Origin of the sequence: Caballeronia novacaledonica, from assembly GCF_900258035.1 — a bacterium.
GTDB classification, from domain to species: domain Bacteria; phylum Pseudomonadota; class Gammaproteobacteria; order Burkholderiales; family Burkholderiaceae; genus Caballeronia; species Caballeronia novacaledonica.
Window position 1 is genome coordinate 1 of the sequence record NZ_OGTP01000005.1, and the last position, 26,219, is coordinate 26,219.

Here is a 26,219-nt window from a genome sequence, read left to right on the forward strand (position 1 = left end):
ACGTGTGCCCCAAGGGGCTCAATCCGACCAAGGCGATCGGCAAGATCAAGGAATTGATGGTGCGCCGCGCTGTCTGAGATGGACTATGTGATGGTCGACAACCAAGACAACTCGCATCAGTCCGACCCCCTTCGCCGGGCACGCCTTCGGTGGCGCGCGCGGCGCGGCCTGCTGGAAAACGATCTGATCTTCGATCGCTTCTTCAGCCGATATGAGCATGACCTCAGTGACGCCGACGTGGCCGCTTTGACCCGCCTGCTGGAACTGAGCGACAACGAACTGATGGACTTGCTGCTGGCGCGCACGGAGCCGGAAGGCGACCTGGCGACGCCGGATGTGATCCGCTTGCTGGAAGTGCTGCGCACCGTGTGATTTCGGCAGGAATTCGCGGAATTTAGCAAAATAGGCCTGTTGCAATGCACACAGGCCGATCGAACAGTTTTGCAGCGCAGCTTCCGTCGTGCAAATTATCGAAAACCTGTATCCATACTTCGATTGAGGATGTGCTATGACCCCGTCAGATGTTAAAGCCACGCTATCGTTCAGCGACAATTCGCCGAGCGTCGAAATGCCGATCTACAAGGGCACGATGGGCCCGGACGTGATCGACATCCGCAAGTTGTACGGTCAGACCGGCAAGTTCACGTATGACCCGGGCTTCATGTCGACGGCGGCGTGCAATTCCGCGATCACGTACATCGACGGCGACAAGGGTGAGCTGCTGTATCGCGGCTACCCGATCGAGCAACTGGCCGTGAACGCCGACTTCCTCGAAACCTGCTATCTGCTGCTGAAGGGCGAACTGCCGAACGACGCGCAGAACAAGGAATTCGTGGACACGGTCACGCGTCACACGATGGTGCACGAGCAGATGCACTTCTTCTTCCGCGGCTTCCGTCGCGACGCGCACCCGATGGCGGTGTTGACGGCTGCGGTCGGCGCGCTGTCGGCGTTCTATCACGACTCGCTGAACATCAACGATCCGCGTCACCGTGAGGTGTCGGCCATTCGCATGATCGCGAAGCTGCCGACGCTCGTCGCGATGGCATACAAGTTCAGCATCGGCCAGCCGTTCGTGTATCCGAAGAACGAGCTGTCGTACAGCGCGAACTTCATGCACATGATGTTCTCGAACCCGTGCGAAGAGTACAAGGTCAACGACGTGCTCGTGCGCGCGCTCGACCGCATCCTGATCCTGCACGCGGACCACGAGCAGAACGCGTCGACCTCGACGGTGCGGCTCGCGGGTTCGTCGGGCGCGAATCCGTTCGCGTGTATCGCGGCCGGTATCGCGTGTCTGTGGGGTCCGGCGCACGGCGGCGCGAACGAAGCCGCGCTGAACATGCTGGAAGAGATCGGCTCGGTCGACCACATCCCCGAGTTCATCAAGCAGGTGAAGGACAAGAACTCGGGCGTGAAGCTGATGGGCTTCGGTCACCGCGTGTACAAGAACTACGACCCGCGCGCGAAGCTGATGCGCGAGACGTGCCACGAAGTGCTGAACGAACTCGGCCTGCACGACGACCCGCTCTTCAAGCTCGCGATGGAACTCGAAAAGATCGCGCTGGAAGACGAATACTTCGTGTCGCGCAAGCTGTACCCGAACGTCGATTTCTACTCGGGCATCGTGCAGCGCGCGCTGGGCATCCCGACGTCGATGTTCACGTGTATCTTCGCGATGGCGCGTACGGTCGGCTGGATTGCGCAGTGGAACGAGATGATTGCAGATCCGGAGCAGAAGATCGGCCGTCCGCGTCAGTTGTTCATCGGTCAGACGCCGCGTGAAGTGAAGCCGCTGGCGAAGCGTTAAGCTGGATTACGGTTGCAGGTAGTACGTTCGAAGGCCCCGGCGGGTGACTGCCGGGGCTTTTTGCGTTTTGGTGATCGTTCCTAATCCGCGAACACTTCTCGCAGCGTGAGGAGCGCGCCCGACAGCGCGTTATCCGCAACGGCGCCTTCTTTTCTGACCAGTCGAGCCTTGTCGACCGTGCGAAGCTGATCCAGAAGAATGAGCCCCTGCTTCCGCTTGAATAACACCGGAATGCGAAAGGGCGCCGACGTGCCTTTCGACGTCATCGGCGCCACGATGACCGTTCGCAAATGGTCGTGCATCTCCGGAGGCGAAACCACGACGCACGGACGCGTCTTCTGTATTTCGCTCCCCAGCGTCGGATCGAGCGCGACGAGCCAGATATCGCCGCGCGCTACCATTCGAGTTCCGCGTCGTCTTCGTTGGCGAAATCGCCCAGTACGAGCGCATCCTCATTTTTCTTCGCGATCAGCTTGCTGGCTTCGGCCCAGCCTTCACGCGTGCTGTTTCGCGGCCGACGCAGCACGATCGCGTCACCTTCGACATTCATCTCGACTTCGTTCTCCAGGCCGAGCTGCGTGAGAAACGGCTTGGGGATCAGGACGCCTTGAGAGTTTCCTATCTTTCGGAGGGTCGCTTTCATGAAATCAAACATGAGTGGCTTTACTGATAACAATGTTATAACCTCCTTCGGAATCGTGTCAATGCGCAAGCATTCAGGCGCACACTGAGCGTAAGACGCGATCACACGGCCGACCAGTCGACCGGATGGCATAGCCGGGTACTCCCCGTCCAGGTACCGACACCACCACCTTAACTATCTGTTTTTACGAGGTTTTTTCTCGGAGCCTAGTATCCACGCCGCGTACGATGGTGGCATAATCGATCGGACAAGCTGCATATCCAAATCCCCGCAGTCACATACGAAAGCGCTCACCATGGCACAGACTCTCTACGACAAACTGTGGAACACGCACGTGATCCACACGGAAGAGGACGGCACCTCGATCCTCTACATCGACCGTCACCTGCTGCATGAAGTGACGAGCCCGCAGGCGTTCGAAGGCCTGAAGCTGGCCGAGCGCCCGGTGTGGCGCATCAGCGCGAATCTGGCCGTGTCCGATCACAACGTGCCGACGACCGACCGCTCGCACGGCATCGCCGATCCGGTTTCGAAGCTGCAAGTCGATACGCTCGACCAGAACTGCGATAGCTACGGCATCACGCAGTTCAAGATGAACGATCTGCGCCAGGGCATCGTGCACATCATCGGGCCGGAGCAGGGCGCGACGCTGCCCGGCATGACCATCGTCTGCGGCGATTCGCACACGTCCACGCACGGCGCGTTCGGCGCGCTCGCGCACGGCATCGGCACGTCGGAAGTGGAACACGTGCTCGCCACGCAGACGCTGCTGCAGAAGAAGAGCAAGAACATGCTCGTCAAGGTCGAAGGCGCGCTGCCGCGCGGCTGCACCGCGAAGGACATCGTGCTGGCGATCATCGGCAAGATCGGCACGGCGGGCGGCACGGGTTACGCGATCGAGTTCGGCGGCTCGACCATCCGCGCATTGACGATGGAAGGCCGCATGACCGTCTGCAACATGGCGATCGAAGCAGGCGCGCGCGCCGGCATGGTCGCCGTGGACGATACGACCATCAATTATCTGAAGGACCGTCCGTTCTCGCCGCAGGGCGTCGAATGGAATCAGGCGGTCGAATACTGGCGCCAGTTCAGGTCGGACGACGGCGCGCAGTTCGATCGCGTCGTCGAATTGAATGCGGCCGAAATCGTGCCGCAAGTGACGTGGGGCACGTCGCCGGAAATGGTCACGTCGATCGACGGCCGCGTGCCCGATCCCGAGAAGGAAAAGGACCCGGTCAAGCGCGACGCGATGGAACGCGCGCTGACCTACATGGCATTGCAGCCGAACACGCCGATCGAATCGATCAAGCCGGACAAGATCTTCATCGGCTCGTGCACGAATGCGCGCATCGAAGACTTGCGCGCGGCCGCGTATGTCGTGAAGTCGCTGGGCAAGCGCGTCGCGTCGAACATTCGTCTCGCGATGGTCGTGCCGGGCTCGGGACTCGTGAAGGCGCAGGCCGAGCGCGAAGGCCTCGACAAGATCTTCACGAACGCCGGTTTCGAATGGCGCGAGCCGGGCTGCTCGATGTGCCTCGCGATGAACGCGGACCGGCTGGATGCGGGCGAACGTTGCGCATCGACGTCGAACCGCAACTTCGAGGGCCGTCAGGGCGCGGGCGGTCGCACGCATCTCGTGAGCCCCGCGATGGCCGCCGCCGCGGCGATCGAAGGCCACTTCGTCGACGTTCGCAAGCTCGCGTGATCAAACGGGATACAGAGAAAGATCATGGAAAAATTCATTGTGCATAGCGGCCTCGTCGCGCCGCTCGATCGCGACAACGTCGATACGGACGCGATCATCCCGAAGCAGTTTCTGAAGTCGATCAAGCGCACCGGTTTCGGCCCGAACGCGTTCGACGAATGGCGTTATCTCGATGTCGGCCAGCCCGGCCAGGACAACGGCAAGCGTCCGCTCAATCCGGACTTCGTGCTGAATCAGCCGCGTTATCAGGGCGCGTCGATCCTGCTCACACGCAAGAACTTCGGCTGCGGCAGCTCACGCGAGCACGCGCCGTGGGCGCTGGATCAGTATGGCTTTCGCGCGATCATCGCGCCGAGCTTCGCGGACATCTTCTATAACAACTGCTTCAAGAACGGCCTGTTGCCGGTCGTGCTGACCGAGCAGCAGGTCGACAAGCTGTTCAACGAGACCTATGCGTTCGTCGGCTTTCAGTTGACGATCGATCTCGAAGCGCAAGTCGTGCGCACCGGCGACGGCACCGAGTACGCGTTCGAGGTGCCCGGCTTTCGCAAGTACTGCCTGCTGAACGGCTTCGATGACATCGGTCTCACGCTGCGTCATGCGGACAAGATCAAGCAATACGAAGCCGAGCGCCTAACGAAGCAGCCGTGGCTGAATAACCGGCTCGTTGGATAAATCGAAACGCGATCAAGAAGGAAGAGACGATGAAAATCGCAGTATTGCCCGGCGACGGGATCGGTCCGGAAATCATGGCCGAAGCGGTCAAGGTGCTGAACGCGCTCGGCGAAAAGTTCGAACTGGAAGAAGCGCCGGTCGGCGGCGCGGGCTACGAGGCGAAGGGCCATCCGCTGCCCGACTCCACGCTGGCGCTCGCGAAGGACGCCGACGCGATCCTGTTCGGCGCGGTCGGTGACTGGAAGTACGACAAGCTCGAACGCGCGCTGCGTCCCGAACAGGCGATTCTCGGTCTGCGCAAGCATCTGCAACTCTTTGCGAACTTCCGTCCGGCGATCTGCTATCCGCAACTGACGGGCGCGTCGTCGTTGAAGCCGGAGATCGTGTCGGGCCTCGACATTCTGATCGTGCGCGAGCTGAACGGCGACATCTATTTCGGCGCGCCGCGCGGCCTGCGCGACGCCCCGGACGGCCCGTTCGCCGGCGCGAAGGAAGGCTTCGACACGATGCGCTATTCCGAGCCCGAAGTGCGCCGCATCGCGCACGTCGCGTTTCAGGCCGCGCAGAAGCGCCAGAAGAAGCTGACGAGCGTCGACAAGGCCAACGTGCTGGAAACGTCGCAACTGTGGCGCGACACGATGATCGACGTCGCTCGCGAATATTCGGACGTTGAGTTGTCGCACATGTACGTCGACAATGCCGCGATGCAGCTCGTGAAAGCGCCCAAGGCGTTCGACGTCGTCGTGACCGGCAACATGTTCGGCGACATTCTCTCCGACGAAGCCGCGATGCTGACCGGCTCCATCGGCATGTTGCCGTCGGCGTCGCTCGACAAGAACAACAAGGGCCTGTACGAGCCCTCGCACGGCTCGGCGCCGGACATCGCGGGCAAGGGCGTCGCCAATCCGCTCGCGACCATCCTCTCGGCCGCAATGATGCTGCGCTACTCGCTCGGCCTGACTGCGCAGGCGGAGCGCATCGAAAGCGCGGTGAAGAAGGTGCTGGAGCAGGGCTACCGCACCGGCGATATCGCGACGCAAGACGGCAAGGTCGTGGGCACGAAGGAAATGGGCGATGCGGTGCTGAAGGCGCTGTAATTGCCGAAAAGACGATCGGCGGTTGCGGGCAAAAGAGCGCCGATCGTCTCGTTTTACCGATGTTCACGCACAATCCGCACGATTTTCATACGCGTGCCACGCGCGCGTGACGAAAACATCGGGTTATCGTGTATATTCTTTGGTCATGGCGAAGAACTCTCAATTCTCTCTGGTTTCCATCGGACGCGGCTCGTTTGCCGCCGTGACGGAACTCGCCATCGGCACGCGCATCGCCACCATTATTGGCGGCGTCAAAACGCGCATTACGAAAACCTCCATCAAAGCGATCACGATTCGCTGATCGTCCCTCGTGTCCGAGCGTCTTCCCCGCGCGGCCACGCCGGGTAAAGATGCGGGGAAGCTTTCACAGTCAAGGGTTAGTCATGAACGTAGGTCTCGTTGGTTGGCGCGGTATGGTCGGCAGCGTCCTGATGCAACGCATGCAGCAGGAAGGCGATTTCGACTTGATCGAACCGGTGTTTTTCAGCACCAGCAATGCGGGCGGCAACGCGCCGTCGTTCGCCAAAAACGAGACGAAGCTCAAAGACGCGACGAGCATCGACGACCTGAAGAAGTGCGACGCCATCATCACGTGCCAGGGCGGCGACTACACCAACGAGGTGTATCCGAAGCTGCGCGCGGCGGGCTGGAAAGGTTACTGGATCGACGCGGCCTCGGCGCTGCGCATGAAGGACGACGCGGTCATCATCCTCGATCCGGTCAATCTGAACGTCATCAAGGATTCGCTCGTGAAGGGCGGGCGTGACTTCATCGGCGGCAACTGCACGGTCAGCCTCATGCTGATGGCGCTCGGCGGGCTGTTCCGCGAGAACCTCGTCGAATGGACGACCGCGATGACGTATCAGGCCGCCTCGGGCGCGGGCGCGCAGAACATGCGCGAACTGCTCCAGCAGATGGGCGTGCTCTACGGTTCCGCGAAGGAAGATCTGGCCGATCCGTCTTCGGCCATTCTCGACATCGACCGTCGCGTGCTCGCCGCGATGAACGGCGAGCGCATGCCCGTCGACAACTTCGGCGCGCCGCTCGCGGGCTCGCTGATTCCGTGGATCGACAAGGATCTCGGCAACGGCATGTCGAAGGAAGAATGGAAGGGCGGCGCCGAAACCAACAAGATTCTCGGCAAGCCGGCCGTGGGCACGCCGGGCTCGATTCCCGTCGACGGTCTGTGCGTGCGGATTGGCGCGATGCGCTGCCACTCGCAGGCGCTGACCATCAAACTCACGAAGGATGTGCCGCTGGACGAAGTGCACGGCATCCTCGCGTCGGCGAACGACTGGGTGAAGGTCGTGCCGAACGAGCGCGAAGCATCGATTCGCGATCTGTCGCCGGCCGTCGTGACGGGCACGCTGACGGTGCCGGTCGGTCGTCTGCGCAAGCTGGCGATGGGCGGCGAGTATCTGTCGGCATTCACGGTCGGCGACCAATTGTTGTGGGGCGCGGCCGAACCGCTGCGTCGGATGCTGCGCATTCTGCTCGACAAGTAAAGTAAACTACGCGGCTGGAAGCGCGTGCCAAACTCGAAAGCGTCGCGGTTCTCGCGACGCTTTTGTCGTTTTTGTGCAGCTTTATTGCAGAACTGGGTCTGTTGAACGGTTTTGCGCCAATTTTTGCCGTACCCGGAGCCTCAATGATCCATCGACCACGCCGGTCTCTTCTTTCGTCATCGCGTGCGGCGTGCGCCGCGGCTACTTTCGCGGCATGCGCGATGTTCTGGGCGAATCCCGGCGATGCGCTCGCCCAGGCGAGCGGCGCCGCCCCCGCCGTGACGGGGCAGACGTACGCGGTCAAGCCGGGCCAGTCGCTGAACGACGTCGTCAGCGAGATCACCGGATCGAAAGACCGTGACGTTCGCGCCAAGGCGGCGCGCGCGCTGTTCGACGCCAATCCGAACGCGTTTGGAAATCACGATATCAACAAGCTGAAGCTCGGCGCGGTGCTGAATGTGCCTGCCGAATTGAGCGGTGCGGCGGCGTCGGGCGCTGCTTCGGCGCCCGAGACGCAGCAGAACGCGCCCGCCGAGACGCCTCCGCCGGCGTCCGAGAGCGCGGACACGATGGCATCGGCGACGCCGCCCGCTTCGGCCGTCGAGCCGCAGGCCAGCGCAACGACGGCGCAGGAGCCGGCGGCGTCCGAGCCCGCATCGGCGGCGATCGCCATGCCCGCCAGCGAACCTGCGCAGGTGGCGTCAACGCCCGCTAGCGGCAGCGGAAGCAAGGGCAGCGGCGTGACGGCGGCGACCATCGGCCTCTCGCCGATCGTCATCGCCATCGTGATCGCGGCGGTCGCATTCCTGCTGCTCAGAGTGCGTCGCGGCAAGAAGCGGCGCGTTGCAGCAAGCAACGAGGACGTCGATCGCACGCCGCAGGCGTTTTCGAGTCCGGACGAAGCCCAATCCGACGCCGCCGCACGCAACGGCGCGGCGAGCAATGCGTCCGATCGCACGGGACTGGCTGCGGCCGCCGCGAGCATCGGCGAAGCGGACGCAACTCAGGCGCCCGCCGTCCCGTCCGACGATGAACTCCCGCCGACGACCGAGGCGACCAGAGCGCCCGTCGAGGCGGACCGCGCTGCGCAAGAGGCGCCGTTCGTCCCGGCGGCGCCGGCGGCCCGTCATTCTGATTTCGTGCCACCGCAAGGCGCAGCCGAAACCCGCGACCAGCACGAGCAGCATGCGCGCGAGATCGCGGCGGGCGAGGCGGCGCGTCGCGAAGCCGAGAAATGGGAAGCCGAGGAGCGTGAAGCCGCCGCGCGCCAGGCCGCCATGCGGGAAGCTGAAGAGCGTGAGACTCGCGCCCGCGAAGCCGCCGCGCGGGAAGCGCTCACACGCGGGCCGGCCGATCACCCATCCGGGCAACAAGAGGACGAGCTGCGTCAAGTGACCGAGCGCGAAGAACAGGCGCGCGAGGCAGCCGCCCGCGAGATCATCTCGCGCGAGGCCGAGTTGCGCGAGTTGCAGGCGCGTGCCGCCGAAGAGCAGGCCGCCGAGCAACGCGCCGCCGAGCAGCGCGACATCGAAGAGCAGGCGGCGCGCGAAGCCGAAAAATCCGGTATCGCGCCGGACGAAGAGCCGGTGCTTGCGCATCGTTTTCCGATGCCCAAGTTCCCTCAGGACGCGATTCAGGCAATGGGCTCGCTCGACATGGAACTGCCGCCGCGCATGGAACTGACGCTCAAGCAGCCAGAAGCGCCGGAGCCTGTGATCGAGACGGCGTCGCCGGACGCCGGCACGCAGCCGATCGAGCGGGCGCCGTTCGTTCCGCAGCCCGTCGCGCTGACGGATTCGCCGCCGCAGACGCAATCGCAAGCTCAGTCGGTCGCCTCGCAAATGGAAGCGGGCACGGCTGGCGCGGCCTCGGTTGCCGGTCTTGGCGCGACGAAGTTCGGGCCGCTGAGCCTCGATTTCGAACTCGGGAACGCATCGAGCGCGACCGAGCAACTGCCTCCGCTGACGTCCGCGCAACTTGCGACGATCGCGCGCAATAAGCTCGAATTGGCCGCTGAATACATCGAATTGGGCGATCTTTCCGGTGCGCGCACGCTGTTGCAGGAAGTGATCGAATCGAACGATCCCGCGACGCGTCAGCAGGCCGCGACGCTCTTGTCGACGCTCGCTCCGCATTCCTGAGATGCGGATCGCGTTAGGCATTCAGTACGATGGCTCGGCTTTTTGCGGCTGGCAGTCCCAGCCGCACGGCAAGACGGTGCAGAACGAACTGGAGCGCGCGCTCGCCGAATTCGCGCAGACGCCGCTCCAGACCGTCGTTGCCGGTCGCACGGATACGGGTGTGCACGGTCTCGGACAGGTCGTCCATTTCGACACCGCGCTCGATCGCACCGAATTCTCCTGGGTGCGCGGCACGAACGCGTTTCTGCCCGATACCGTCGCCGTGCAATGGGCGAAGCCGATGCCCGACGACTTCCACGCCCGCTTCGCCGCGTTCGAGCGCACGTACTATTACGTGCTGTATGTCAATCCGGTGCGTTCGCCCATGCTCGCGAAACGCGCGGGCTGGGTACACACGCCGCTGGACGTCGACGCGATGCGCAGTTCGGTCGCGTGCCTGATCGGCGAGCACGATTTTTCGTCGTTCCGTGCGGCCGATTGTCAGTCGAAGACGCCGGTCAAGCACCTTTATCGGATCGACGTGCGCGAACAGGGCGATTTCATCCACTTTCGCTTTCGCGCCAACGCGTTTCTGCATCACATGGTGCGCAATCTGATGGGATGCTTCGTCGCGATCGGACGCGGACGTCATCCTGCCTCGTGGATGGCCGACGTTCTCGCCGCCCGCGACCGCCGCACCGCCGCGCCGACCTTCATGCCTGACGGGCTGTATCTGGCCGAGGTCGGCTATCCTGAACACTTCGCGGTGCCACCGCCGCATATCGCCAGCATGCCCTGGAGCGCCATTTGGGCAGAGCCGACATGACCGAACGAGATTTGCATCGTACCCGCATCAAGCTATGCGGACTGTCGCGCGTCGAGGACGTGCAGCACGCCGTCGCGCTGGGCGCGGACGCCGTGGGCTTCGTCTTCTATCCGCCGAGCCCGCGCTCGGTGAGCGTCGCGCAGGCGGTCGAACTGGCGCGGCACGTGCCGCCGCTCGTGTCGGCCGTGGGGCTGTTCGTCAATGCGACGCCCGAGTGGATTCGAGAAGTGACGTCGAACGTCCGGCTTTCGCTGCTGCAATTTCATGGCGACGAAACGCCCGAACAATGCGAAGAACTCGCGGCAATCGCGGGTTTATCCTATTGGCGCGCATTGCGAATTGGGGCTGATGCGTCCACAAGCCATTTGATAGAATCGTCAATCAAGTTCAAAGCCGCAGGCGGCCTTCTGCTCGACGCTCTCGTCGAGGGCTTCGGCGGCGGTGGAAAGGTATTCGATTGGTCACTTATCCCAACAGATCTCGGGCATCGGGCCGTTTTGAGTGGTGGGTTGAACGCGCAAAACGTCAGTGACGCCATTCGGCGCGTGCGCCCGTACGCGGTCGATGTCTCGAGCGGCATCGAAGTGCCGGGCGCCAAGGGCGTGAAGGATCCCGCCCGAATGGCGGCGTTCGTACGCGCGGTGCGCGAGGCGGACGCCGGGTGAAGTCGACGTGCGCCGCGCTGCCGGCCACGTAACCGAGAGAGTGACGTAATGTACAACTTGCCAGACGAAAGAGGCCACTTCGGCCAATATGGAGGCGTGTTCGTCTCCGAAACGCTCATCCACGCGCTCGATGAACTGCGCGTCGCGTATGAAGCGGCACAAAAAGATCCCGATTTTCTCGCCGAGTACGAGTACGAGCTCAAGCATTACGTGGGCCGTCCGTCGCCGATTTATCACGCGAAGCGCTGGAGCGAGATGCTCGGCGGCGCGCAGCTTTATCTGAAGCGCGAGGATCTGAACCACACCGGCGCACACAAGGTCAACAACGTGATCGGTCAGGCGCTCCTCGCCCGCAAGATGGGCAAGCCGCGCGTGATCGCCGAAACCGGCGCGGGCCAGCATGGCGTGGCGACGGCGACCATCGCCGCGCGCTTCGGCATGGAGTGCGTGGTCTACATGGGCGCGGAGGACGTGCGTCGGCAGGCGGCGAACGTGTATCGCATGAAGCTGCTCGGCGCGACGGTCGTTCCGGTCGAATCCGGATCGAAAACGCTCAAGGATGCGCTCAACGAAGCCATGCGCGACTGGGTCACGAACGTCGAGAACACGTTCTACATCATCGGCACGGTGGCGGGCCCGCATCCTTATCCGATGATGGTGCGTGACTTCCAGCGCGTGATCGGCGACGAATGCCGCGTGCAGATGCCCGAAATGACGGGCCGTCAGCCGGACGCCGTCATTGCGTGCGTTGGCGGCGGATCGAATGCGATGGGCATTTTTTATCCGTATATCGACGATAAAGACGTCAAGCTGATCGGCGTCGAAGCGGCGGGCGACGGCATCGATACGGGCCGTCACGCCGCATCGCTGATGGGCGGCAGTCCCGGCGTGCTGCACGGCAACCGCACGTATCTGCTGCAGGACGAAAACGGCCAGATCATCGAGACGCATTCGGTGTCGGCGGGTCTCGATTATCCGGGCGTCGGCCCCGAGCACGCGTGGCTGAAGGATGCGGGGCGCGCGGAGTACGTCGGCATCACCGACGACGAAGCGCTCAAGGCCTTCCACGACTGCTGCCGCATCGAGGGCATCATCCCGGCGCTGGAGTCGAGTCACGCGCTCGCTTACGGCGCGAAGCTCGCCAAGACGTTGCCGCGCGACAAGGTGCTGCTGGTCAATCTGTCGGGCCGGGGCGACAAAGACATGCACACGGTCGCCGAGCGATCGGGCATTCAGTTCTGAGCGCCTGACCAATGCGCACCGTCATCGACGAGCCCTTGTCCGTCGGCGCTCTCCAGGGCGCCGGCAGCGACATCCGCAACCGCGATTTCCTGGCCGATGCCGAACATATTCCCGATGCGTCGATCGATCTGATCGTCGCGGACCCGCCCTATGGTCTGGGCAAGGACTACGGGAACGATTCGGACATGCTGTCCGGCGACGCTTTTCTGGAGTGGACGTATCGCTGGCTCGATCTGGCGATCCCGAAGCTCAAGCCGAGCGGCTCGCTGTACATCTTCTGCACGTGGCAATACTCGCCTGAACTCTTCGTGTTCCTGAAGCGCCGTCTTCTGATGATCAACGAGATCGTCTGGGACCGGCGCGTGCCGAGCATGGGCGGAACGACGCGTAAATTTACGTCAGTGCACGATAACATCGGCTATTTCGCGGTATCGAAGGATTATTACTTCGATCTCGATCCGGTGCGCATCCCTTACGACGCAGAGACGAAAAAGGCGCGCTCGCGCAAGATCTTCGAAGGCAGCAAGTGGCTCGAACTCGGCTATAACCCGAAGGATGTCTGGTCCGTGTCGCGCCTGCATCGGCAGCACGCGGAGCGCGTGGATCATCCGACGCAAAAGCCGCTCGAAATCGTCGAGCGCATGGTGCTCGCCAGTTGTCCGCCGGGCGGACGCGTGCTCGATCCGTTCATGGGCAGCGGCACCACGGCGGTCGCGTGCGCGCGTCATGGCCGGCAATTCGTCGGTTACGAGATCAACGCGGATTACTGTGCAATCGCGGAAGGCCGCATCGCGGAGGCGCGGACCGCGCGGCTCAAGGCGGATAAGCCAGCCCCGGTGCGCCGCAAGACGCTCGCCGCAACCGACACCACTGCGCAAGCCGCCGAATAGCGTCTTTTTCGTCGCTAATCGCGTCAGATGCGTGCAAAAAAGCATCGGACGCCAACGAATACGATCCAGAGAATTCTCATGTCCCGTATCAAGAACACATTTGCGGCACTCGCCGCGCAGGGCAAGAAAGGGCTGATTCCGTTCATCACCGCCGGCGATCCGAATCCGGAGCAGACCGTCGAGTTCATGCACGCGCTCGCGAAGGGCGGCGCGGACGTCATCGAACTCGGCGTGCCGTTTTCCGATCCGATGGCCGATGGTCCCGTGATCCAGCGTTCATCCGAGCGCGCGCTCGCCCGTGGCGTGACGCTGAAAAGCGTCCTGGCCGACGTCAAGCGCTTCCGCCAGGCCGACGACGAGACGCCGGTCGTGCTGATGGGCTACGCGAATCCGATCGAGCGCATGGGCGCCGACGCCTTCGCGAAAGCCGCGCAGGAAGCCGGTGTCGACGGCGTCCTGGTGGTCGATTACCCGCCCGAGGAAGCGGAGAGCTTCGGCGCGTCGATGCGCGCGGCCGGCATCGATCCGATCTTCCTGCTCGCGCCGACCTCGACGGACGAGCGCGTCGCGGCAGTCGGCAAGATCGCGAGCGGCTATGTCTACTACGTTTCGCTGAAAGGCGTGACCGGCGCGGCAAATCTGGACGTTTCCAGCATCGCGAGTAAAATCCCGGCCATCAAGTCGCATGTGCCCCTTCCGGTGGGCGTCGGTTTCGGCATTCGCGACGCCCAGACCGCGCGCGCCGTCGCCGATGTCGCGGACGCCGTCGTCATCGGCAGCCGCCTCGTGCAGTTGCTCGAGGAGGCGAAGCCGGATGCCGCGGCCGCGTCGCTGACGAGCTTCATCGCCGAAATTCGTCAGGCGCTCGACGCCGCACAGTAAAATACGCGCCGCCGCGGGCCGTCCGATTCGGACGTGCGCCGCGCGGCGACCGATCAGTCAAGGAAAAACGATGAGCTGGCTCGACAAACTGCTGCCGCCGAAGATCAAGCAAACCGATCCCAAAAGCCGCAAGGGCATTCCGGAAGGCCTCTGGGTGAAGTGCCCGTCGTGCGAGGCGGTGCTGTATCGCAACGACGTCGAGGCGAACCTGCACGTTTGCCCGAAATGCAGCCATCACATGCGCATCGGCGCGCGCGAGCGCCTCGACCGGCTGCTCGATCCGGAAGGCCGCTACGAAATCGGCCAGGAAGTCGTGCCGGTCGACGCGCTCAAGTTCAAGGACAGCCGCAAGTATCCGGATCGCCTTAAAGAAGCGATGGAGGACACCGACGAAACCGACGCGATGGTCGTCATGGGCGGCGCAATCCACACGATTCCGTGCGTCGTCGCGTGCTTCGAGTTCTCGTTCATGGGCGGCTCGATGGGCTCGGTAGTCGGCGAACGCTTCGTGCGCGGCGCGCGCAATGCGATCGAGCAGAACGTGCCGTTCATCTGCTTCACGGCGTCCGGCGGCGCGCGCATGCAGGAAAGCCTGCTTTCGCTCATGCAGATGGCCAAGACCACTGCGCTTTTGACCAGATTGTCGGATGCGAAGCTGCCGTTCATCTCCGTGCTGACCGACCCGACAATGGGCGGCGTGTCGGCGAGTTTCGCTTTTCTCGGCGACGTCGTGATCGGCGAGCCGAAAGCGCTGATCGGCTTCGCCGGCCCGCGCGTGATCGAGCAGACCGTGCGCGAAAAGCTGCCGGAAGGTTTCCAGCGCGCCGAATTCCTGCTGCAGAAAGGCGCAATCGACATGATCGTGGATCGCCGCAAGATGCGCGAAGAACTCGCCCAATTGATGGCGCTGATGACGCGGCAACCCGCCGATTCCGTCGCCTGAGTCGCTGACATGCAGCGCTGCGCCGCGCGAGAGCCTTGGTTCCGCGCGGCGTTTTGCTTTTCCCCATCTCGAAAATGAACACTTTCCCCACCCTCGACGCCTGGCTCGCCCATCTCGAAGCGGCGCATCCGGTCGGCATCGACATGGGTCTCACGCGCATCGGCAAGGTGAAGGACGCGCTCGGCTTGCGCTTCGACTGCCCGGTGATCACGGTCGGCGGCACGAACGGCAAAGGCTCGACGTGCGCGATTCTCGAAACGATCCTGCTGCGCGCGGGTTATCGCGTCGGTTGCCATACGTCGCCGCATCTGCTGTCGTTCAACGAGCGGGCGCGCATCGACGGCGTCGAAGCGACTGACGCCGACCTGCTCGAACATTTCGAGGCGGTGGAAAAGGCGCGCGCGAGCTTGTCCGAGCCGGTTTCGCTGACCTATTTCGAATTCACGACGCTCGCGATCCTGCATCTCTTCGCATCGCGCGGGCTCGACGCCGTGATCCTCGAAGTCGGCCTCGGCGGGCGTTTGGACGCGGTGAATATCGTCGATACGGACTGCGCGGTGATCACGAGCATCGACATCGACCATACGGATTATCTCGGCGACACGCGCGAGAAGATCGGCTTCGAGAAGGCGGGCATTTTCCGGCCGGGCAAGCCTGCCGTGTGTGGCGACCCGTCGCCGCCGCAGAGCCTGATCGATCATGCGGAGGCGACCGGTGCGGACCTCTGGCTCGTCGGCCGCGATTTCCGCTACGAAGCGCAACCGGGCAACGAACGCCAGCAATGGAGCTATATCGGCCGCGAGCAGCGTCGCCCGGCGCTGGCGTATCCGGCGCTGCGCGGCGCGAATCAGTTGATCAACACGGCGGCGGCGCTGGCCGCGCTCGAGTCGCTGCGCGGGCATTTGCCCGTTTCGGCTCAGGATATCCGCCTCGGGCTCGCCAACGTCGAGCTTCCGGGCCGCTTCCAGGTGCTGCCGGGCAACCCGCAGATCATCCTCGACGTTGCGCATAATCCGCACGCGGCCGCTGTGTTGTCGCAAAATCTCGGCAACATGGGCTATTTTCCGTACACTTACGCGGTGTTCGGCGCAATGCGCGACAAAGACATCGAAGGCGTCGTGAAGCAGTTGAAAAGCGAGATCGACCACTGGAACGTGACCGCGCTGCCCACGCCGCGCGGCGCGTCGGCGGAACAACTGGAGCACGCGTTGCGCGAGATCGGCGTCAACGACGGCCCCGACAGCAGCGTTTCTCGCTTTGAAACACCGGCCGCAGCTTTTCAAGATGCGTTAAGGCGGGCGTCCGAAAATGATAGAATTTTGGTCTTCGGCAGTTTCTACACGGTAGCCGGCGTCATGGCCTACCGTCGAGCGCAGCATAACTAGCGTCATCATTCAGACGGTTGGCCGTCGGCACCAAGCGATACATGGGACTCTTTTCGTTCGGCAAGAAAGACGACTCCGGTCGCGACGCATATTCCGATTCCTCGCGCGGCACGCGTCACACCGTCCGCACCGATCGCCGCACGCGCCGTTCGGAGCGCACCGACGCCGACGCGATGATGCTCGATCCCACCTTGCCCGAGAAGCAGCGCGCGCGCCGCAGGCTCGTCGGCGCGATCGCGCTGGTGCTGGCCGCCGTCATCGTCCTGCCGATGGTGCTGGATTCGCGCCCCAAGCCCGTCACGGACGACATTTCCATCGACATTCCGAATCGTCCGGCGCCTGTCGCGAAGCAATCGCGCGACGCCAACGAAGCGGACACGCAAGCCGGCGTCGCGCATGACGCGCCGGCGGGCGCTTCGAGCAGCGCTTCCGCCGGCGTGACGCAGCCGCAGGCCGCCGCGCCCGCCGCCACAGCGCAGGCGAAGCCCGAACCCACGGAAGCGAAACCTTCGAAACCTGCCGCCGCCGCGAGCCAGAATGCAAAGCAGCAGGCCGCGGAGTCTTCTGATGAAGCCAACCCGGCCGCGGGCGCGGCGAACACGCCGTCGTCGCCGGCTGGCAGCCGTTTCGTGCTGCAAATCGGCCAGTTCGATGACGAAACCGCCGCGCAAAACTGGGTCAACAAGTTGAAATCGGCGGGCGTGCCTGCATATCTCGAACATCGCAAGCAGTCGGATGGCGCGACCAAATCGCTGTTGCGCGCGGGTCCGTTCCCCGATCGCGCGTCGGCGCAGGCGGCGCTCGTCAAGGTGCGCCAGGCCGGACTCGGCGGCGGCACCAAGGCATCGAACTAAGCAGAATCGATGTTCACCGCTTTCGACTACGGCGTGATGGCCGTGATTGGTTTGTCCGCGCTGCGCGGCATGTGGCGCGGCCTGTTGGCCGAGGCGTTCGGTCTGGTCGGCTGGGTGGCCGCCATTCTGATTGCCGGGCGCTTCGTCGGGCTCGTCGTGCCCTATATTCCGTCGACGTGGCCCGGCGGCGCGCTCACGCAATGGCTCGTGGCGTTTCTGCTGGTGGTCGCGGCGGTGCTGCTTCTGTCGAGCGTGCTGTCGGCGCTTCTGACGCGCATCACGGAAGTGACCGGCCTGCGCGGCGTCGATCGCTCGTTGGGCTTGCTGTTCGGCCTCGTGAGAGGGGCTATATTGGTAGTGGTTCTGGTCGCCCTCGCTGGCCTGACCGAACTGCCGGAAAAGGATTTTTGGCGCAATGCGCTGCTGCGGCCGATGGCCGAGCAAGGCGTGCGCGAATTGAAACCGCTGCTCCCCGATACGCTCGCCGCGTATGTGCACGTCGCTCCCGAACCGAGCGCCTTGGCGCCAGACGCCGCACAATAGACGAACGGCCCGCTACACGAGGAACACGCGACGGCTCGATGACGCTTCGACCGGCCTCGTTTCGGCCGGATGTCGAGAGAAGCGTCGATGAGATCCGGGCCACGCCTTGTCTACCCGTTTCGACTCTTTGAAGGACCATGCCATGTGCGGCATCGTAGGTGTAGTTTCCCAGACTCCCGTCAATCAGCTGATCTATGACAGCCTGCTCCTGCTCCAGCATCGCGGACAGGACGCGGCGGGCATCGCCACGGCGAACGGCAACAACTTCCACATGCATAAGGCCAACGGCATGGTGCGCGACGTGTTCCGCACGCGCAACATGCGCAGCCTGCCGGGCAACGTCGGCATTGGCCAGGTGCGTTATCCGACCGCCGGTTCGGCATCGAGCGAGGAAGAAGCCCAGCCGTTTTACGTGAACGCGCCGTTCGGCATCATCCTCGCGCATAACGGCAACCTCACGAACTGGATGCAGTTGAAGGACGAGATGTTCCGCATCGACCGCCGGCACATCAACACCGCGTCCGACACCGAAGTGCTCCTCAACGTGTTCGCGCACGAACTGCAACTCGCGAGCTCGGGCCTGCAGCTCGACGCCACCGCGCTGTTCAAGGCGGTCGCGGGCGTGCATCGCCGCGTGAAGGGTTCGTATGCGATCGTCTCGCTGATCGCGGGCTACGGACTCGTGGCGTTCCGCGATCCGTTCGGCATTCGTCCGCTCGTGCTCGGCAAGCTGGAAACGGCGACCGGCGTCGAATGGATGGTCGCGTCGGAGTCGGTGGCGATCGAAGGTATCGGTTTCGAGTTCGTGCGTGACGTGGAGCCGGGCGAAGCCATCTTCATCGACGCGGAAGGCAATCTGCACAGCCACCAATGCGCCGAGAAGCCCGAACTCAATCCCTGCATTTTCGAGCTCGTGTATCTCGCGCGTCCGGACTCCTGCCTCGACGGCGTGCCGGTCTACAACGCGCGTCTGCGCATGGGCGATTACCTTGCCGAAAAGATCAAGCGCGTGCTGCCCGACGTGCCGATCGACGTCGTGATGCCGATTCCCGATTCCTCGCGCCCCGCCGCGATGCAGGTGGCGGCGAAACTCGGCGTCGAGTATCGCGAGGGCTTCTTCAAGAACCGTTACGTGGGCCGCACCTTCATCATGCCGGGCCAGGCGGTGCGCAAGAAATCGGTGCGCCAGAAGCTGAACGCGATGGGCATCGAGTTCAAGGGCAAGAATGTGCTGATCGTCGACGATTCCATCGTGCGCGGCACGACCTCGCATGAAATCGTGCAGATGGCCCGCGATGCCGGCGCGAACAAGGTGATCTTCGCGTCCGCCGCGCCGCCGGTGAAATTCCCGAACGTCTACGGCATCGACATGCCGACGCGCGGCGAACTGGTCGCGCATGGCCGCAGCGACGAGGAAGTCGCGCGCATGATCGGCGCCGACTATCTCGTCTATCAGGACGTGGAAGACCTGAAGAACGCGATCCGCGACATCAACCCGGCGCTGAAGCAATTCGAAGCCTCGTGCTTCGACGGCAACTACATCACCGGCGACGTGACGACGGATTATCTCGATCGCATCGAAACCGCGCGTCTCGCGCCGCAATCGCAGTCGGATCGCGATGCGGCAAGCGAAGCGCAAGAGGGCGGCATGACGCGCTCACAGTTGCATCTGCAACTATCGGTGGAGTAAAGTTTTCGGCGCTTCACACGAGCCCGCTTCGTCTGCAAGGACCAGGCGGGTTTTTTTACGTCGCGAGCAGGCGGGCTAGGACGTGAAGCCGCCGTTGCGCCATTGCCCCGGCGACATGCCGAAGCGTTTCGAGAACGCGTGCGTGAACGCGCTTTGATCGGCGAAGCCGACGTCGAGCGCGATATGCGTGAGCGATACGCGCGGGTCGGCGAGCAGCATCAGCGCGGTGTCGAGCCGCAAGCGATGCAGATAGCGATGCGGCGTCTCGCCGAACGCTTCGTTGAAGAGCTGATGAAAGCGCCGCATGCCGAAGCCGCAATGCGCGGCGAGATCGGCGATGCGCAGCGGCTCGGATAGATGCAGACGCAACCATCGGTCGATGCGCGCGAAGTCCAGCCCGCGCATCATGTCGATGGAATCGCCGGTGTCGTGCATGAGCGCGCCGCAGAGATGCGCGGCGGCTTGCCATGCGAAGCGATCGGAGCAGTGCGCGGCGCCGCTCGCACGATGCGCGACCTCGGCGACGGCCCGCGTCACGCGCGGATCGATCGCGACGGCGCGCGCCCGCTCGAAGTAACGCTCGGGCACCGCGACGGACGTGGCGGGCAGATCGAGCACGAGCTGGCGATTGTCGCCGTCGGCCCAATAGTCGTGGCGCGCGCCGGCCGGGATGATCCACGCGCCGCTGCAATCGATGCGCGCGCCGTTGCCGTCGACGGCCATTTCCATCGACCCGTCGAGGCCGAGCACGATCTGATGAAAGTCGTGCACGTCCGACGCCTGCGCCGCCTGATAGCGGCGCAGCGACACGGCCGGACGATGAAGCGGCGCGCTCATGCCGTCTTCGCTCAGACGTCCAGCAGTTCCACTTCGAACACGAGCGTCGCGTTCGGCGGAATCACGCCGCCCGCGCCGCGCGCGCCGTAGCCGAGTTGCGGCGGAATCGTGAGACGGCGCACGCCGCCGACCTTCATGCCCTGCACGCCTTCGTCCCAGCCCTTGATGACCATGCCGCCGCCCAGCACGAAGGCGAACGGGTCGTTGCGGTCCTTGCTCGAATCGAATTTCTGGCCGTCCGTGAGCCAGCCCGTGTAGTGCACGCTGACCGTCTTGCCCGCGACGGCTTCAGCGCCTTCGCCAACGGTGACGTCTTCGTATTTGAGACCGGAATCGGTCGTGACAATCGACATGGTTGCTCCCTGGTTGCCCGGCCATCGACGATGGATGGCCGGTGGTCGAAACCCTCATTGTAGAACGTCGCAGGGAGCGAAGTTGCGCTCGGGCGCTCAGAGATGACGCCCGCGCGGGCCGAAGCGCGAGCCGATGCGCGGCCCGATCTCGGGCCTGACGTGCCGGCCGATCGCGGTGCCGATCGATGCGCCGTCCTGCGCGTCCCGCATCGCGGTTGCGGCGGCACGGTCGCCGACATGCTGCCTCGCGAGCTTGAGCGCGCGCACGCGCACGTACGCCATCGCGACGAGCGTCCACGGCGCGAGATAGGCGAACTCGGGCACGGACACCATCATCATGGTCCAGGTCGCGGCGCAGCACTGGCGCAGCGCCATGCCGCGCGGATCCCAGTCGAGCTTGAACGCCGGGAAAAGCATCAGCGCGCTGATGAAGACCGTGCCGACGATGCCGGTATTGACGAGCAGCGTCGAGAACAAATCGGTCGAGCGGATATAGCCGAAGCCGATGCCGAAGATCTGATTGAGCGGCGACGCATTGAACCACAGCCGCATCGATTCGACGAACAGCAGCATGCGGTCCGAGCCCGACTCGGTCTTCTGTTCGAGCTTGTCCGTCACCATCTGCTTGAAGAGATCGGCGATGTAATCCTGCAGCAGATACGCGATCAGGCACAGCACGAAGAGGCCGATCAGCGCCTTGACCGGATTGATGCCGAGCTTGCGCACGCGGATGAGCGAATACACCGCATAGCCGATCAAGACCGTCGACGACGTGGTCATCAGAAGCGACAGGCCGATGATCCATACCGGCCAGCGCACGCGCGACGTCGCGTTGAAGTAGATCCAGAACGGGAAGATGGACATCGCGTACATCGACGGTTCGCCGGTGAGCGCCTTGAGGCGCTGGACCGGAAAGCCCTTGATGTCGATCTGCTGGAACGAACTGCCGTTCACGGTGCCGTCCGAGCGCACGATGCCTTTACCGAACTGATCGCCGAATGCGCGATTCGAGACGAAGTCGCCCGGCTGGCCCGTGACGATGTAATAGGCCACTTCGAACATGCCGTACAGCGCGAACAGCGTGACGGCGGCGAGAACCCATTGGTCCCACGTCGGCTTGTAGTAGTGGTACACATAAGCCGCATAGAGCACGACCGCCGCCACGTAAATGGACTGCGTGAACATGCTCTTGCGCATGATGAACGTGAAGGGATCCTTGTCGTCGACGAGCACGATCTTGCCGAAGTCGGGATCGAAGGGCGCCATCACGTCGGCGAGCTGCGACGTGCAGACCATCAGCAGCCACACGAGGATCGCCGCGCCCACGAAGTGCATCCAGTGCTTGCGCGCGCGTCCGCCGAACAGCAGCACGAGCGGCACGGAGAGGAAGCACATCAGATAGCCGATCGTCGTGCCTTGAATCGATGGCATGACGAGAAACGACGTCACCGGCATCGCGAAGGCCCAGAGTCGGTAGTAGAGGTCGGTCAGCGCCGCTTTTTCTTTCATCATCGAAGGTTGGATGGGCCCGCGTCAAAGCGGGCTTTCTGTCGCCAATGCAAACATAAAGCGCCGCGTGACAGGCACGCGGCGCGATGCCTTCAACGTGCGCAAGCTGTCATTGCGCCGACTTGAACGCGCTCGTATACGCCGCCGCATAACCATAGCTGCGGCGATTGCTCGGACGTCGCGGAATCGCATTGAAGACCGAGCCGACGAGCCTGCCGCCCGAACGCTGCACCTTCTTCACGGTTTCCTCGATCTCTTCCTCGCTCTGGATGCCCGAGCGCAGCACGAGCACGGTGGAACCCGCATCGCTCGCGACAATTGCCGCGTCGGTCACGACGAGGAACGGCGGCGTGTCGAGGATCACGAGGTCGAACTGATCGCTCATGCGCGCAAGCATGTTGCGAAAGCCGGGCATCATCAGGAGTTCGGAAGGATTCTCCGGATAGCCGCCGCACGACATGAACGACAATCCCGGCACGCCGACATAGCGGATCGCGTCGCCGAGCGCCAGCTCGCCCTTGAGCACTTCGGAGAGACCGCCCGGATTCGACTGCTTGAAGAACGAAGCGATGTGACCGCGCCGCATGTCGCCGTCGATCAGCAGCACGCGCAGCCCGATTTCCGCGAGCAGCACCGACAGATTCGCCGCGACGAAACTCTTGCCCGCCGACGGAATCGGGCCCGTCAGCATCACGATGTTGTTCGGCGCATTGGCGAGGTCGCGATACAACTCGGTGCGCACCGCGCGCAGCGCCTCGATCGCCGGATCGTGCGGGTAGCGCGTGGCGAGCACGCGGGCATCGCGATCCGTATCGGCGACGTGCGGCATCGCGAACGCGTCGTGCTCAGGCCGATGAATGTGCGCCAGCGCCTTCGGTGCGTCATCGTTTCGCGCGCCGGAGAAGCTAAGCGGCGCATGCGCGACCGGCGATACGGCGATCTCGTGATCGAGCATGGCCTGCTGACGGCTGTACAGCACTTCGCCCAGCACGGGCACCGAGAGACGGCGCTCGACGAACATCGGATCGGTCACGCCGATCATCGCGTGACGGCGCAAGAAGATGAAGAACGTGCCGATGAAGAAGCCAAGACCCGTGCCCGCGACGATCACGAGCAGCTTGTTCGGCTTCACCGGACGATACGGACGCAGCGCGTTATCGACGATATGCGCGCCGCCGCTCGTGCTCGCGCGCCGCACGGAAAGCTCTTGCGCCTTGTTCACCATGCCCATGTAAATGGTTTCGGCCACGCGCGCATCGCGCGTCAGGGTCGCGTTCTGGCGCTCGGACGCGGGCATGCTGTCGAAGCGCTGCTGAATCTGCTTGTTCGATGCCTCGAGTTCCGCGATCTGCTGATCGAGATTGCTCACTTGCGGGCTGCTGGGCTGGAAGCGCTGCAAGGCCTGCGTGCGCTGCAGTTTCAGCGTCGCCAGTTGTTGCATCGACACGATGCTGCCTTGCAGATACGCCTGCGCCTCGTTGAGCGGCTGCACCGACTGCGATTTCGAACGGAACGTGCTCAGATTGCCTTCGGCGCGGCGCAGATCGCTTTCGAGGCGCGGCAATTCTCCGCGGATGAATTCGAGCGTCTTCGTGTCGTTCGCCTGGCGAGCCTGAACGGCGGCCGTCAGATAGGCCTGGCCGAGCGCGTTCGCGACATCGGCGGTCAGGGCGGGATCGTCGGCGTTGAAGGTGATCTGCACGACGCCCGTGTCTTTCGCGGACTCGGCCACTTTCATCGACTTCTTCATGAGCGCGATGGCGTCGAGCGTATTGAGGCGCGTCACGTCGAAGTGCACGCCCGGGCGGCCGAGCGCGCTGTCGACGAGAATCGACACGCCATTCGCCGACGCCGGACGGCCGATCGTGCCACGCAGAAGCATCGCGCCGTCGGGGTCGCGCAGTTCGTACCGGTTGTTGTCGAGCAGCACGAGATCGAGCTTCTGGTCTTCGAGCGCGGGCGGCACGTCGAGGCGGCCGATCTGCAGCGACTCGCCGCCCCAGCCATACGCATCGAGGCCGAACCACGCGGGAGAAAGATGTCCTTTCTTCGCGAACATATCCGCGATCTGGCCCAGCACAGGGAACGTGCTCGGCTTGACCTTGACGTCGAAGCGGAACTGCTTCACGACGGGTTCGAGCACCGAGCGGCTCTGCATCACGGATATTTCCGCAGGCGCGAGCTGATTGACCGTCGGTTGCGCCTGCTGCATCTGCATCTGGTTTTGCGGCGCGATGCCGAGCGCGTTCGGATCGGGCGGATCCACGCGCACGACGACGTCCGAGGAGTAGATGGGCCTGGCAAGGAACGCGTAGGCGGTCGCGAGCGCGGCCGTGATCCCGATGAACAGGACGAGCATGCCAAGGTGATCGCGCAGCAGCCTGAGCATGTCGCTCGCGGTGAATTCACCGTCGTCCTTGCCGGGGCGCGAAGATCCGGAGTTCACATAGAGGGTGTTCAAAAGCGCTGTCCTCAATTCAATAAGTTGACCGTTAAATCCCGGATGGGGAAAAAACAGCGAGTCCGCGCGGCCTATTCGCGGTGCGACTTACGTGTTCTTGATCCGGCGCATGGCCGTTGGAACTTCCAGACTCAAGACGCGAGAGGCTCTGAAAAGCGGGCGAAGCATAAGTGCTTCGCGCGTGCCGCTTCGAGATCGCATGACGAAGCACGTCGGCTCATCGGATTGCGACATGTGCCTGAAGCACACTCCGTGCCTCGACATCGCGCATCGAAATTCGGCGGATGAAACTCGCGAATGCCGCTGCGAATCGCTCTCGACCAAACGATTTGATAAGTCTGAAAATAGAGCGTCGGACCCATCTTCCGGACGCCAACTGCACGCGTCTGTTATGTACCGAACGTTCGGAGGTTGTCAGAGCGGGTACGTCACTTGCGCACGCACGCTTTCGCGCGATAATCACCGGTTTTGCCCGCACTTCATTTGTATCATCAAAGTGTGAACATCTCACGGCATCGGGTTGACCTTGATGAAATCGCGCACGGTATCGAAACGTGCCTTGCGCGTCTTCCCGTCATCGTGAATCACGCCGTAGTTGCCATCGCCGCCGTAGCGCTGGTCGTCATAGAGCTCGTATAAGGTCACGTTCTGAATGTCGTAAGTCTTCGCGAGCGACACGAATCCTTGCAACGCATCCTTGCCGACGAGATAGCCAGCCGGGTCCGCGTGCGTCGGCCGCACGCCGTATTCGGTGATCCATATCGGTTTGCCGTAGCTGTCGCGCAGGCGCTCCAGCACGTTGACTTTCTTGTCGCCGGCCGCCGTGATCGAACCCATGTTCGAATACCAGTGCCACGCGGTGATGTCCCAGTGCGGAACCGGATGACCGCGCGTGCCGTCGGGCTGCGTGCCTGCGTAGAGCATATCGGTGAAGCCGTAATGCAGCCAGCTAAACGATGTCAGCAGGATTTTCGCGTCCGGGTTCGTTTCACGTATGCCCTTGATCAAGCCGAGGATCGAGCCGCGCGCTTTCATGAACATCGCGTTGTCGTAGTCCTGCGGATGCTCGCCGCTGCGGTCCGAGCCGCGTATCGTCCAGTTGTCGTATTCGTTGCCGACCTGATAGTACGTAACGAGCCCCTTGAGAACGCGGCCCGCCGTCTTGCCGAGCGCATAGCCGCGCTCGAAGGTCTCCTGCTCGTTCGCGCGCTTTTCCGGCTCGAAGGGCGTGACGAGCGCGAGCACGCCGACGCATTGCTTCGCCGCCGCGCGCGCGAAATCCGCGACCATGTGGGCGCTTTGCTCGCTCGATACGTCCTGCGCATACATCGTGACGCCGAGATCGCGCAGTTGTGAAATCTGCAAGTCGTAGTCGCTCATGCCATACGCGCCATGATGCTCGAGATGCCCCGCGATGCCATAGAACACGCCTTTCGAGCCATCGCCGCAGGCGATTTTCGGTGAAGCGGCGCTCGCCGATTGCCTGCTCTGGTGCGAATCGGACGTGCCGCTGCGCGCATAGATCAGCACGGATGCGCAGCAAAGCGCACCGAAGAGGGATACGGCAGCCAACAGATTTCGCAT

Annotated in this window: 25 protein-coding genes and 1 pseudogene; 19 read left to right on the top strand and 7 right to left on the bottom strand. The window is 63.3% G+C overall.

Annotation, left to right across the window (positions count from 1 at the left end; all coding sequences use genetic code 11):
* The 3 genes and pseudogenes from sdhB to gltA form a co-directional block, all read left to right on the top strand.
* Positions 1–77: pseudogene (gene sdhB / locus NOV72_RS09670) on the top strand (succinate dehydrogenase iron-sulfur subunit); the annotation flags it as partial.
* A gap of 1 nt (position 78) precedes the next feature.
* The gene (locus tag NOV72_RS09675) at positions 79–372 is read left to right on the top strand and encodes an FAD assembly factor SdhE (protein WP_106854383.1); all 294 of its coding nucleotides are present in this window, start codon (positions 79–81) and stop codon (positions 370–372) included.
* A 136-nt stretch (positions 373–508) separates the two neighbouring features.
* Positions 509–1,810 carry a citrate synthase gene (gltA, locus tag NOV72_RS09680; RefSeq protein WP_106854384.1) on the top strand — a complete coding sequence of 434 codons (1,302 nt, stop codon included), beginning with the start codon at positions 509–511 and terminating at the stop codon, positions 1,808–1,810.
* An 80-nt stretch (positions 1,811–1,890) separates the two neighbouring features.
* On the opposite strand, the gene NOV72_RS09685 is transcribed toward gltA, so the two are convergent.
* Positions 1,891–2,211 (bottom strand): type II toxin-antitoxin system PemK/MazF family toxin, encoded by a 321-nt coding sequence (locus NOV72_RS09685; RefSeq protein ID WP_106854385.1) that lies wholly within the window; start codon positions 2,209–2,211, stop codon positions 1,891–1,893.
* Complete coding sequence (locus NOV72_RS09690) at positions 2,205–2,453, bottom strand: AbrB/MazE/SpoVT family DNA-binding domain-containing protein (RefSeq protein WP_106854598.1); 249 nt, start codon at positions 2,451–2,453, stop codon at positions 2,205–2,207. Before NOV72_RS09690 ends, NOV72_RS09685 begins: the two co-directional genes overlap by 7 nt.
* 295 nt (positions 2,454–2,748) lie before the next feature.
* On the opposite strand from NOV72_RS09690, the gene leuC reads away from it, so the two are divergent.
* The 16 genes from leuC (at position 2,749) to purF (ending at position 19,475) form a co-directional block, all read left to right on the top strand.
* Positions 2,749–4,158 carry a 3-isopropylmalate dehydratase large subunit gene (leuC, locus tag NOV72_RS09695; protein WP_106854386.1) on the top strand — a complete coding sequence of 470 codons (1,410 nt, stop codon included), beginning with the start codon at positions 2,749–2,751 and terminating at the stop codon, positions 4,156–4,158.
* A gap of 24 nt (positions 4,159–4,182) precedes the next feature.
* Positions 4,183–4,833 (top strand): 3-isopropylmalate dehydratase small subunit, encoded by a 651-nt coding sequence (gene leuD / locus NOV72_RS09700; protein ID WP_106854387.1) that lies wholly within the window; start codon positions 4,183–4,185, stop codon positions 4,831–4,833.
* A 29-nt stretch (positions 4,834–4,862) separates the two neighbouring features.
* On the top strand, positions 4,863–5,930 hold the full coding sequence (leuB, locus tag NOV72_RS09705) for a 3-isopropylmalate dehydrogenase (protein ID WP_106854388.1): 1,068 nt from the start codon (positions 4,863–4,865) through the stop codon (positions 5,928–5,930).
* Positions 5,931–6,075: 145 nt separating this feature from the next.
* Positions 6,076–6,231 carry a hypothetical protein gene (locus NOV72_RS32225; protein ID WP_181290955.1) on the top strand — a complete coding sequence of 52 codons (156 nt, stop codon included), beginning with the start codon at positions 6,076–6,078 and terminating at the stop codon, positions 6,229–6,231.
* A gap of 82 nt (positions 6,232–6,313) precedes the next feature.
* Positions 6,314–7,435 (top strand): aspartate-semialdehyde dehydrogenase, encoded by a 1,122-nt coding sequence (asd, locus tag NOV72_RS09710; RefSeq protein WP_106854389.1) that lies wholly within the window; start codon positions 6,314–6,316, stop codon positions 7,433–7,435.
* Between the two features lie 143 nt (positions 7,436–7,578).
* A complete protein-coding gene (locus NOV72_RS09715) occupies positions 7,579–9,576 on the top strand; it encodes a FimV/HubP family polar landmark protein (protein ID WP_106854390.1) in 1,998 nt (665 codons plus the stop codon).
* A gap of 1 nt (position 9,577) precedes the next feature.
* Positions 9,578–10,381 (top strand): tRNA pseudouridine(38-40) synthase TruA, encoded by an 804-nt coding sequence (truA, locus tag NOV72_RS09720; protein ID WP_106854391.1) that lies wholly within the window; start codon positions 9,578–9,580, stop codon positions 10,379–10,381.
* Entirely contained in the window at positions 10,378–11,046 is a 669-nt protein-coding gene (locus NOV72_RS09725) for a phosphoribosylanthranilate isomerase (protein WP_106854392.1), read from the top strand. The genes truA and NOV72_RS09725 overlap by 4 nt, the downstream gene beginning before the upstream one ends.
* A gap of 48 nt (positions 11,047–11,094) precedes the next feature.
* Positions 11,095–12,288: a tryptophan synthase subunit beta gene (gene trpB, locus NOV72_RS09730; protein WP_106854393.1), complete on the top strand. Its 1,194-nt coding sequence runs from the start codon at positions 11,095–11,097 to the stop codon at positions 12,286–12,288.
* A gap of 11 nt (positions 12,289–12,299) precedes the next feature.
* A complete protein-coding gene (locus NOV72_RS09735) occupies positions 12,300–13,178 on the top strand; it encodes a DNA-methyltransferase (protein WP_106854394.1) in 879 nt (292 codons plus the stop codon).
* A gap of 78 nt (positions 13,179–13,256) precedes the next feature.
* On the top strand, positions 13,257–14,060 hold the full coding sequence (gene trpA / locus NOV72_RS09740; RefSeq protein WP_106854395.1) for a tryptophan synthase subunit alpha: 804 nt from the start codon (positions 13,257–13,259) through the stop codon (positions 14,058–14,060).
* 70 nt (positions 14,061–14,130) lie between these two features.
* Positions 14,131–15,003: an acetyl-CoA carboxylase, carboxyltransferase subunit beta gene (gene accD / locus NOV72_RS09745; protein ID WP_106854396.1), complete on the top strand. Its 873-nt coding sequence runs from the start codon at positions 14,131–14,133 to the stop codon at positions 15,001–15,003.
* 74 nt (positions 15,004–15,077) lie between these two features.
* Positions 15,078–16,388, top strand: a complete 1,311-nt coding sequence (gene folC / locus NOV72_RS09750; protein ID WP_106854397.1) for a bifunctional tetrahydrofolate synthase/dihydrofolate synthase — start codon at positions 15,078–15,080, stop codon at positions 16,386–16,388.
* A gap of 41 nt (positions 16,389–16,429) precedes the next feature.
* Complete coding sequence (locus NOV72_RS09755; RefSeq protein WP_106854398.1) at positions 16,430–17,242, top strand: SPOR domain-containing protein; 813 nt, start codon at positions 16,430–16,432, stop codon at positions 17,240–17,242.
* Between the two features lie 9 nt (positions 17,243–17,251).
* Positions 17,252–17,785 (top strand): CvpA family protein, encoded by a 534-nt coding sequence (locus tag NOV72_RS09760; RefSeq protein ID WP_106854399.1) that lies wholly within the window; start codon positions 17,252–17,254, stop codon positions 17,783–17,785.
* Between the two features lie 142 nt (positions 17,786–17,927).
* Entirely contained in the window at positions 17,928–19,475 is a 1,548-nt protein-coding gene (gene purF, locus NOV72_RS09765) for an amidophosphoribosyltransferase (protein ID WP_106854400.1), read from the top strand.
* A gap of 75 nt (positions 19,476–19,550) precedes the next feature.
* On the opposite strand, the gene NOV72_RS09770 is transcribed toward purF, so the two are convergent.
* The 5 genes from NOV72_RS09770 to NOV72_RS09790 form a co-directional block, all read right to left on the bottom strand.
* Positions 19,551–20,312 (bottom strand): helix-turn-helix transcriptional regulator, encoded by a 762-nt coding sequence (locus NOV72_RS09770; protein ID WP_106854401.1) that lies wholly within the window; start codon positions 20,310–20,312, stop codon positions 19,551–19,553.
* A gap of 11 nt (positions 20,313–20,323) precedes the next feature.
* Positions 20,324–20,665, bottom strand: coding sequence for an FKBP-type peptidyl-prolyl cis-trans isomerase (locus NOV72_RS09775; RefSeq protein ID WP_035502329.1), 342 nt, complete (start codon positions 20,663–20,665; stop codon positions 20,324–20,326).
* Positions 20,666–20,761: 96 nt separating this feature from the next.
* A complete protein-coding gene (locus NOV72_RS09780) occupies positions 20,762–22,177 on the bottom strand; it encodes a hypothetical protein (protein ID WP_106854402.1) in 1,416 nt (471 codons plus the stop codon).
* Positions 22,178–22,283: 106 nt separating this feature from the next.
* Complete coding sequence (locus NOV72_RS09785) at positions 22,284–24,635, bottom strand: polysaccharide biosynthesis tyrosine autokinase (RefSeq protein WP_106854403.1); 2,352 nt, start codon at positions 24,633–24,635, stop codon at positions 22,284–22,286.
* A 507-nt stretch (positions 24,636–25,142) separates the two neighbouring features.
* The gene (locus NOV72_RS09790; protein WP_245932970.1) at positions 25,143–26,207 is read right to left on the bottom strand and encodes a glycosyl hydrolase; all 1,065 of its coding nucleotides are present in this window, start codon (positions 26,205–26,207) and stop codon (positions 25,143–25,145) included.
* Positions 26,208–26,219 lie beyond the last annotated feature (12 nt).

What these genes read in the sequence shown, in the direction of transcription:
- NOV72_RS09675 (WP_106854383.1), top strand. Translation starts at nt 79, where the DNA reads ATGGACTATGTGATGGTCGACAACCAAGACAACTCGCATCAGTCCGAC.
- gltA (WP_106854384.1), top strand. Translation starts at nt 509, where the DNA reads ATGACCCCGTCAGATGTTAAAGCCACGCTATCGTTCAGCGACAATTCG.
- NOV72_RS09685 (WP_106854385.1), bottom strand. Translation starts at nt 2,211, where the DNA reads ATGGTAGCGCGCGGCGATATCTGGCTCGTCGCGCTCGATCCGACGCTG.
- NOV72_RS09690 (WP_106854598.1), bottom strand. Translation starts at nt 2,453, where the DNA reads ATGAAAGCGACCCTCCGAAAGATAGGAAACTCTCAAGGCGTCCTGATC.
- leuC (WP_106854386.1), top strand. Translation starts at nt 2,749, where the DNA reads ATGGCACAGACTCTCTACGACAAACTGTGGAACACGCACGTGATCCAC.
- leuD (WP_106854387.1), top strand. Translation starts at nt 4,183, where the DNA reads ATGGAAAAATTCATTGTGCATAGCGGCCTCGTCGCGCCGCTCGATCGC.
- leuB (WP_106854388.1), top strand. Translation starts at nt 4,863, where the DNA reads ATGAAAATCGCAGTATTGCCCGGCGACGGGATCGGTCCGGAAATCATG.
- NOV72_RS32225 (WP_181290955.1), top strand. Translation starts at nt 6,076, where the DNA reads ATGGCGAAGAACTCTCAATTCTCTCTGGTTTCCATCGGACGCGGCTCG.
- asd (WP_106854389.1), top strand. Translation starts at nt 6,314, where the DNA reads ATGAACGTAGGTCTCGTTGGTTGGCGCGGTATGGTCGGCAGCGTCCTG.
- NOV72_RS09715 (WP_106854390.1), top strand. Translation starts at nt 7,579, where the DNA reads ATGATCCATCGACCACGCCGGTCTCTTCTTTCGTCATCGCGTGCGGCG.
- truA (WP_106854391.1), top strand. Translation starts at nt 9,578, where the DNA reads ATGCGGATCGCGTTAGGCATTCAGTACGATGGCTCGGCTTTTTGCGGC.
- NOV72_RS09725 (WP_106854392.1), top strand. Translation starts at nt 10,378, where the DNA reads ATGACCGAACGAGATTTGCATCGTACCCGCATCAAGCTATGCGGACTG.
- trpB (WP_106854393.1), top strand. Translation starts at nt 11,095, where the DNA reads ATGTACAACTTGCCAGACGAAAGAGGCCACTTCGGCCAATATGGAGGC.
- NOV72_RS09735 (WP_106854394.1), top strand. Translation starts at nt 12,300, where the DNA reads ATGCGCACCGTCATCGACGAGCCCTTGTCCGTCGGCGCTCTCCAGGGC.
- trpA (WP_106854395.1), top strand. Translation starts at nt 13,257, where the DNA reads ATGTCCCGTATCAAGAACACATTTGCGGCACTCGCCGCGCAGGGCAAG.
- accD (WP_106854396.1), top strand. Translation starts at nt 14,131, where the DNA reads ATGAGCTGGCTCGACAAACTGCTGCCGCCGAAGATCAAGCAAACCGAT.
- folC (WP_106854397.1), top strand. Translation starts at nt 15,078, where the DNA reads ATGAACACTTTCCCCACCCTCGACGCCTGGCTCGCCCATCTCGAAGCG.
- NOV72_RS09755 (WP_106854398.1), top strand. Translation starts at nt 16,430, where the DNA reads ATGGGACTCTTTTCGTTCGGCAAGAAAGACGACTCCGGTCGCGACGCA.
- NOV72_RS09760 (WP_106854399.1), top strand. Translation starts at nt 17,252, where the DNA reads ATGTTCACCGCTTTCGACTACGGCGTGATGGCCGTGATTGGTTTGTCC.
- purF (WP_106854400.1), top strand. Translation starts at nt 17,928, where the DNA reads ATGTGCGGCATCGTAGGTGTAGTTTCCCAGACTCCCGTCAATCAGCTG.
- NOV72_RS09770 (WP_106854401.1), bottom strand. Translation starts at nt 20,312, where the DNA reads ATGAGCGCGCCGCTTCATCGTCCGGCCGTGTCGCTGCGCCGCTATCAG.
- NOV72_RS09775 (WP_035502329.1), bottom strand. Translation starts at nt 20,665, where the DNA reads ATGTCGATTGTCACGACCGATTCCGGTCTCAAATACGAAGACGTCACC.
- NOV72_RS09780 (WP_106854402.1), bottom strand. Translation starts at nt 22,177, where the DNA reads ATGATGAAAGAAAAAGCGGCGCTGACCGACCTCTACTACCGACTCTGG.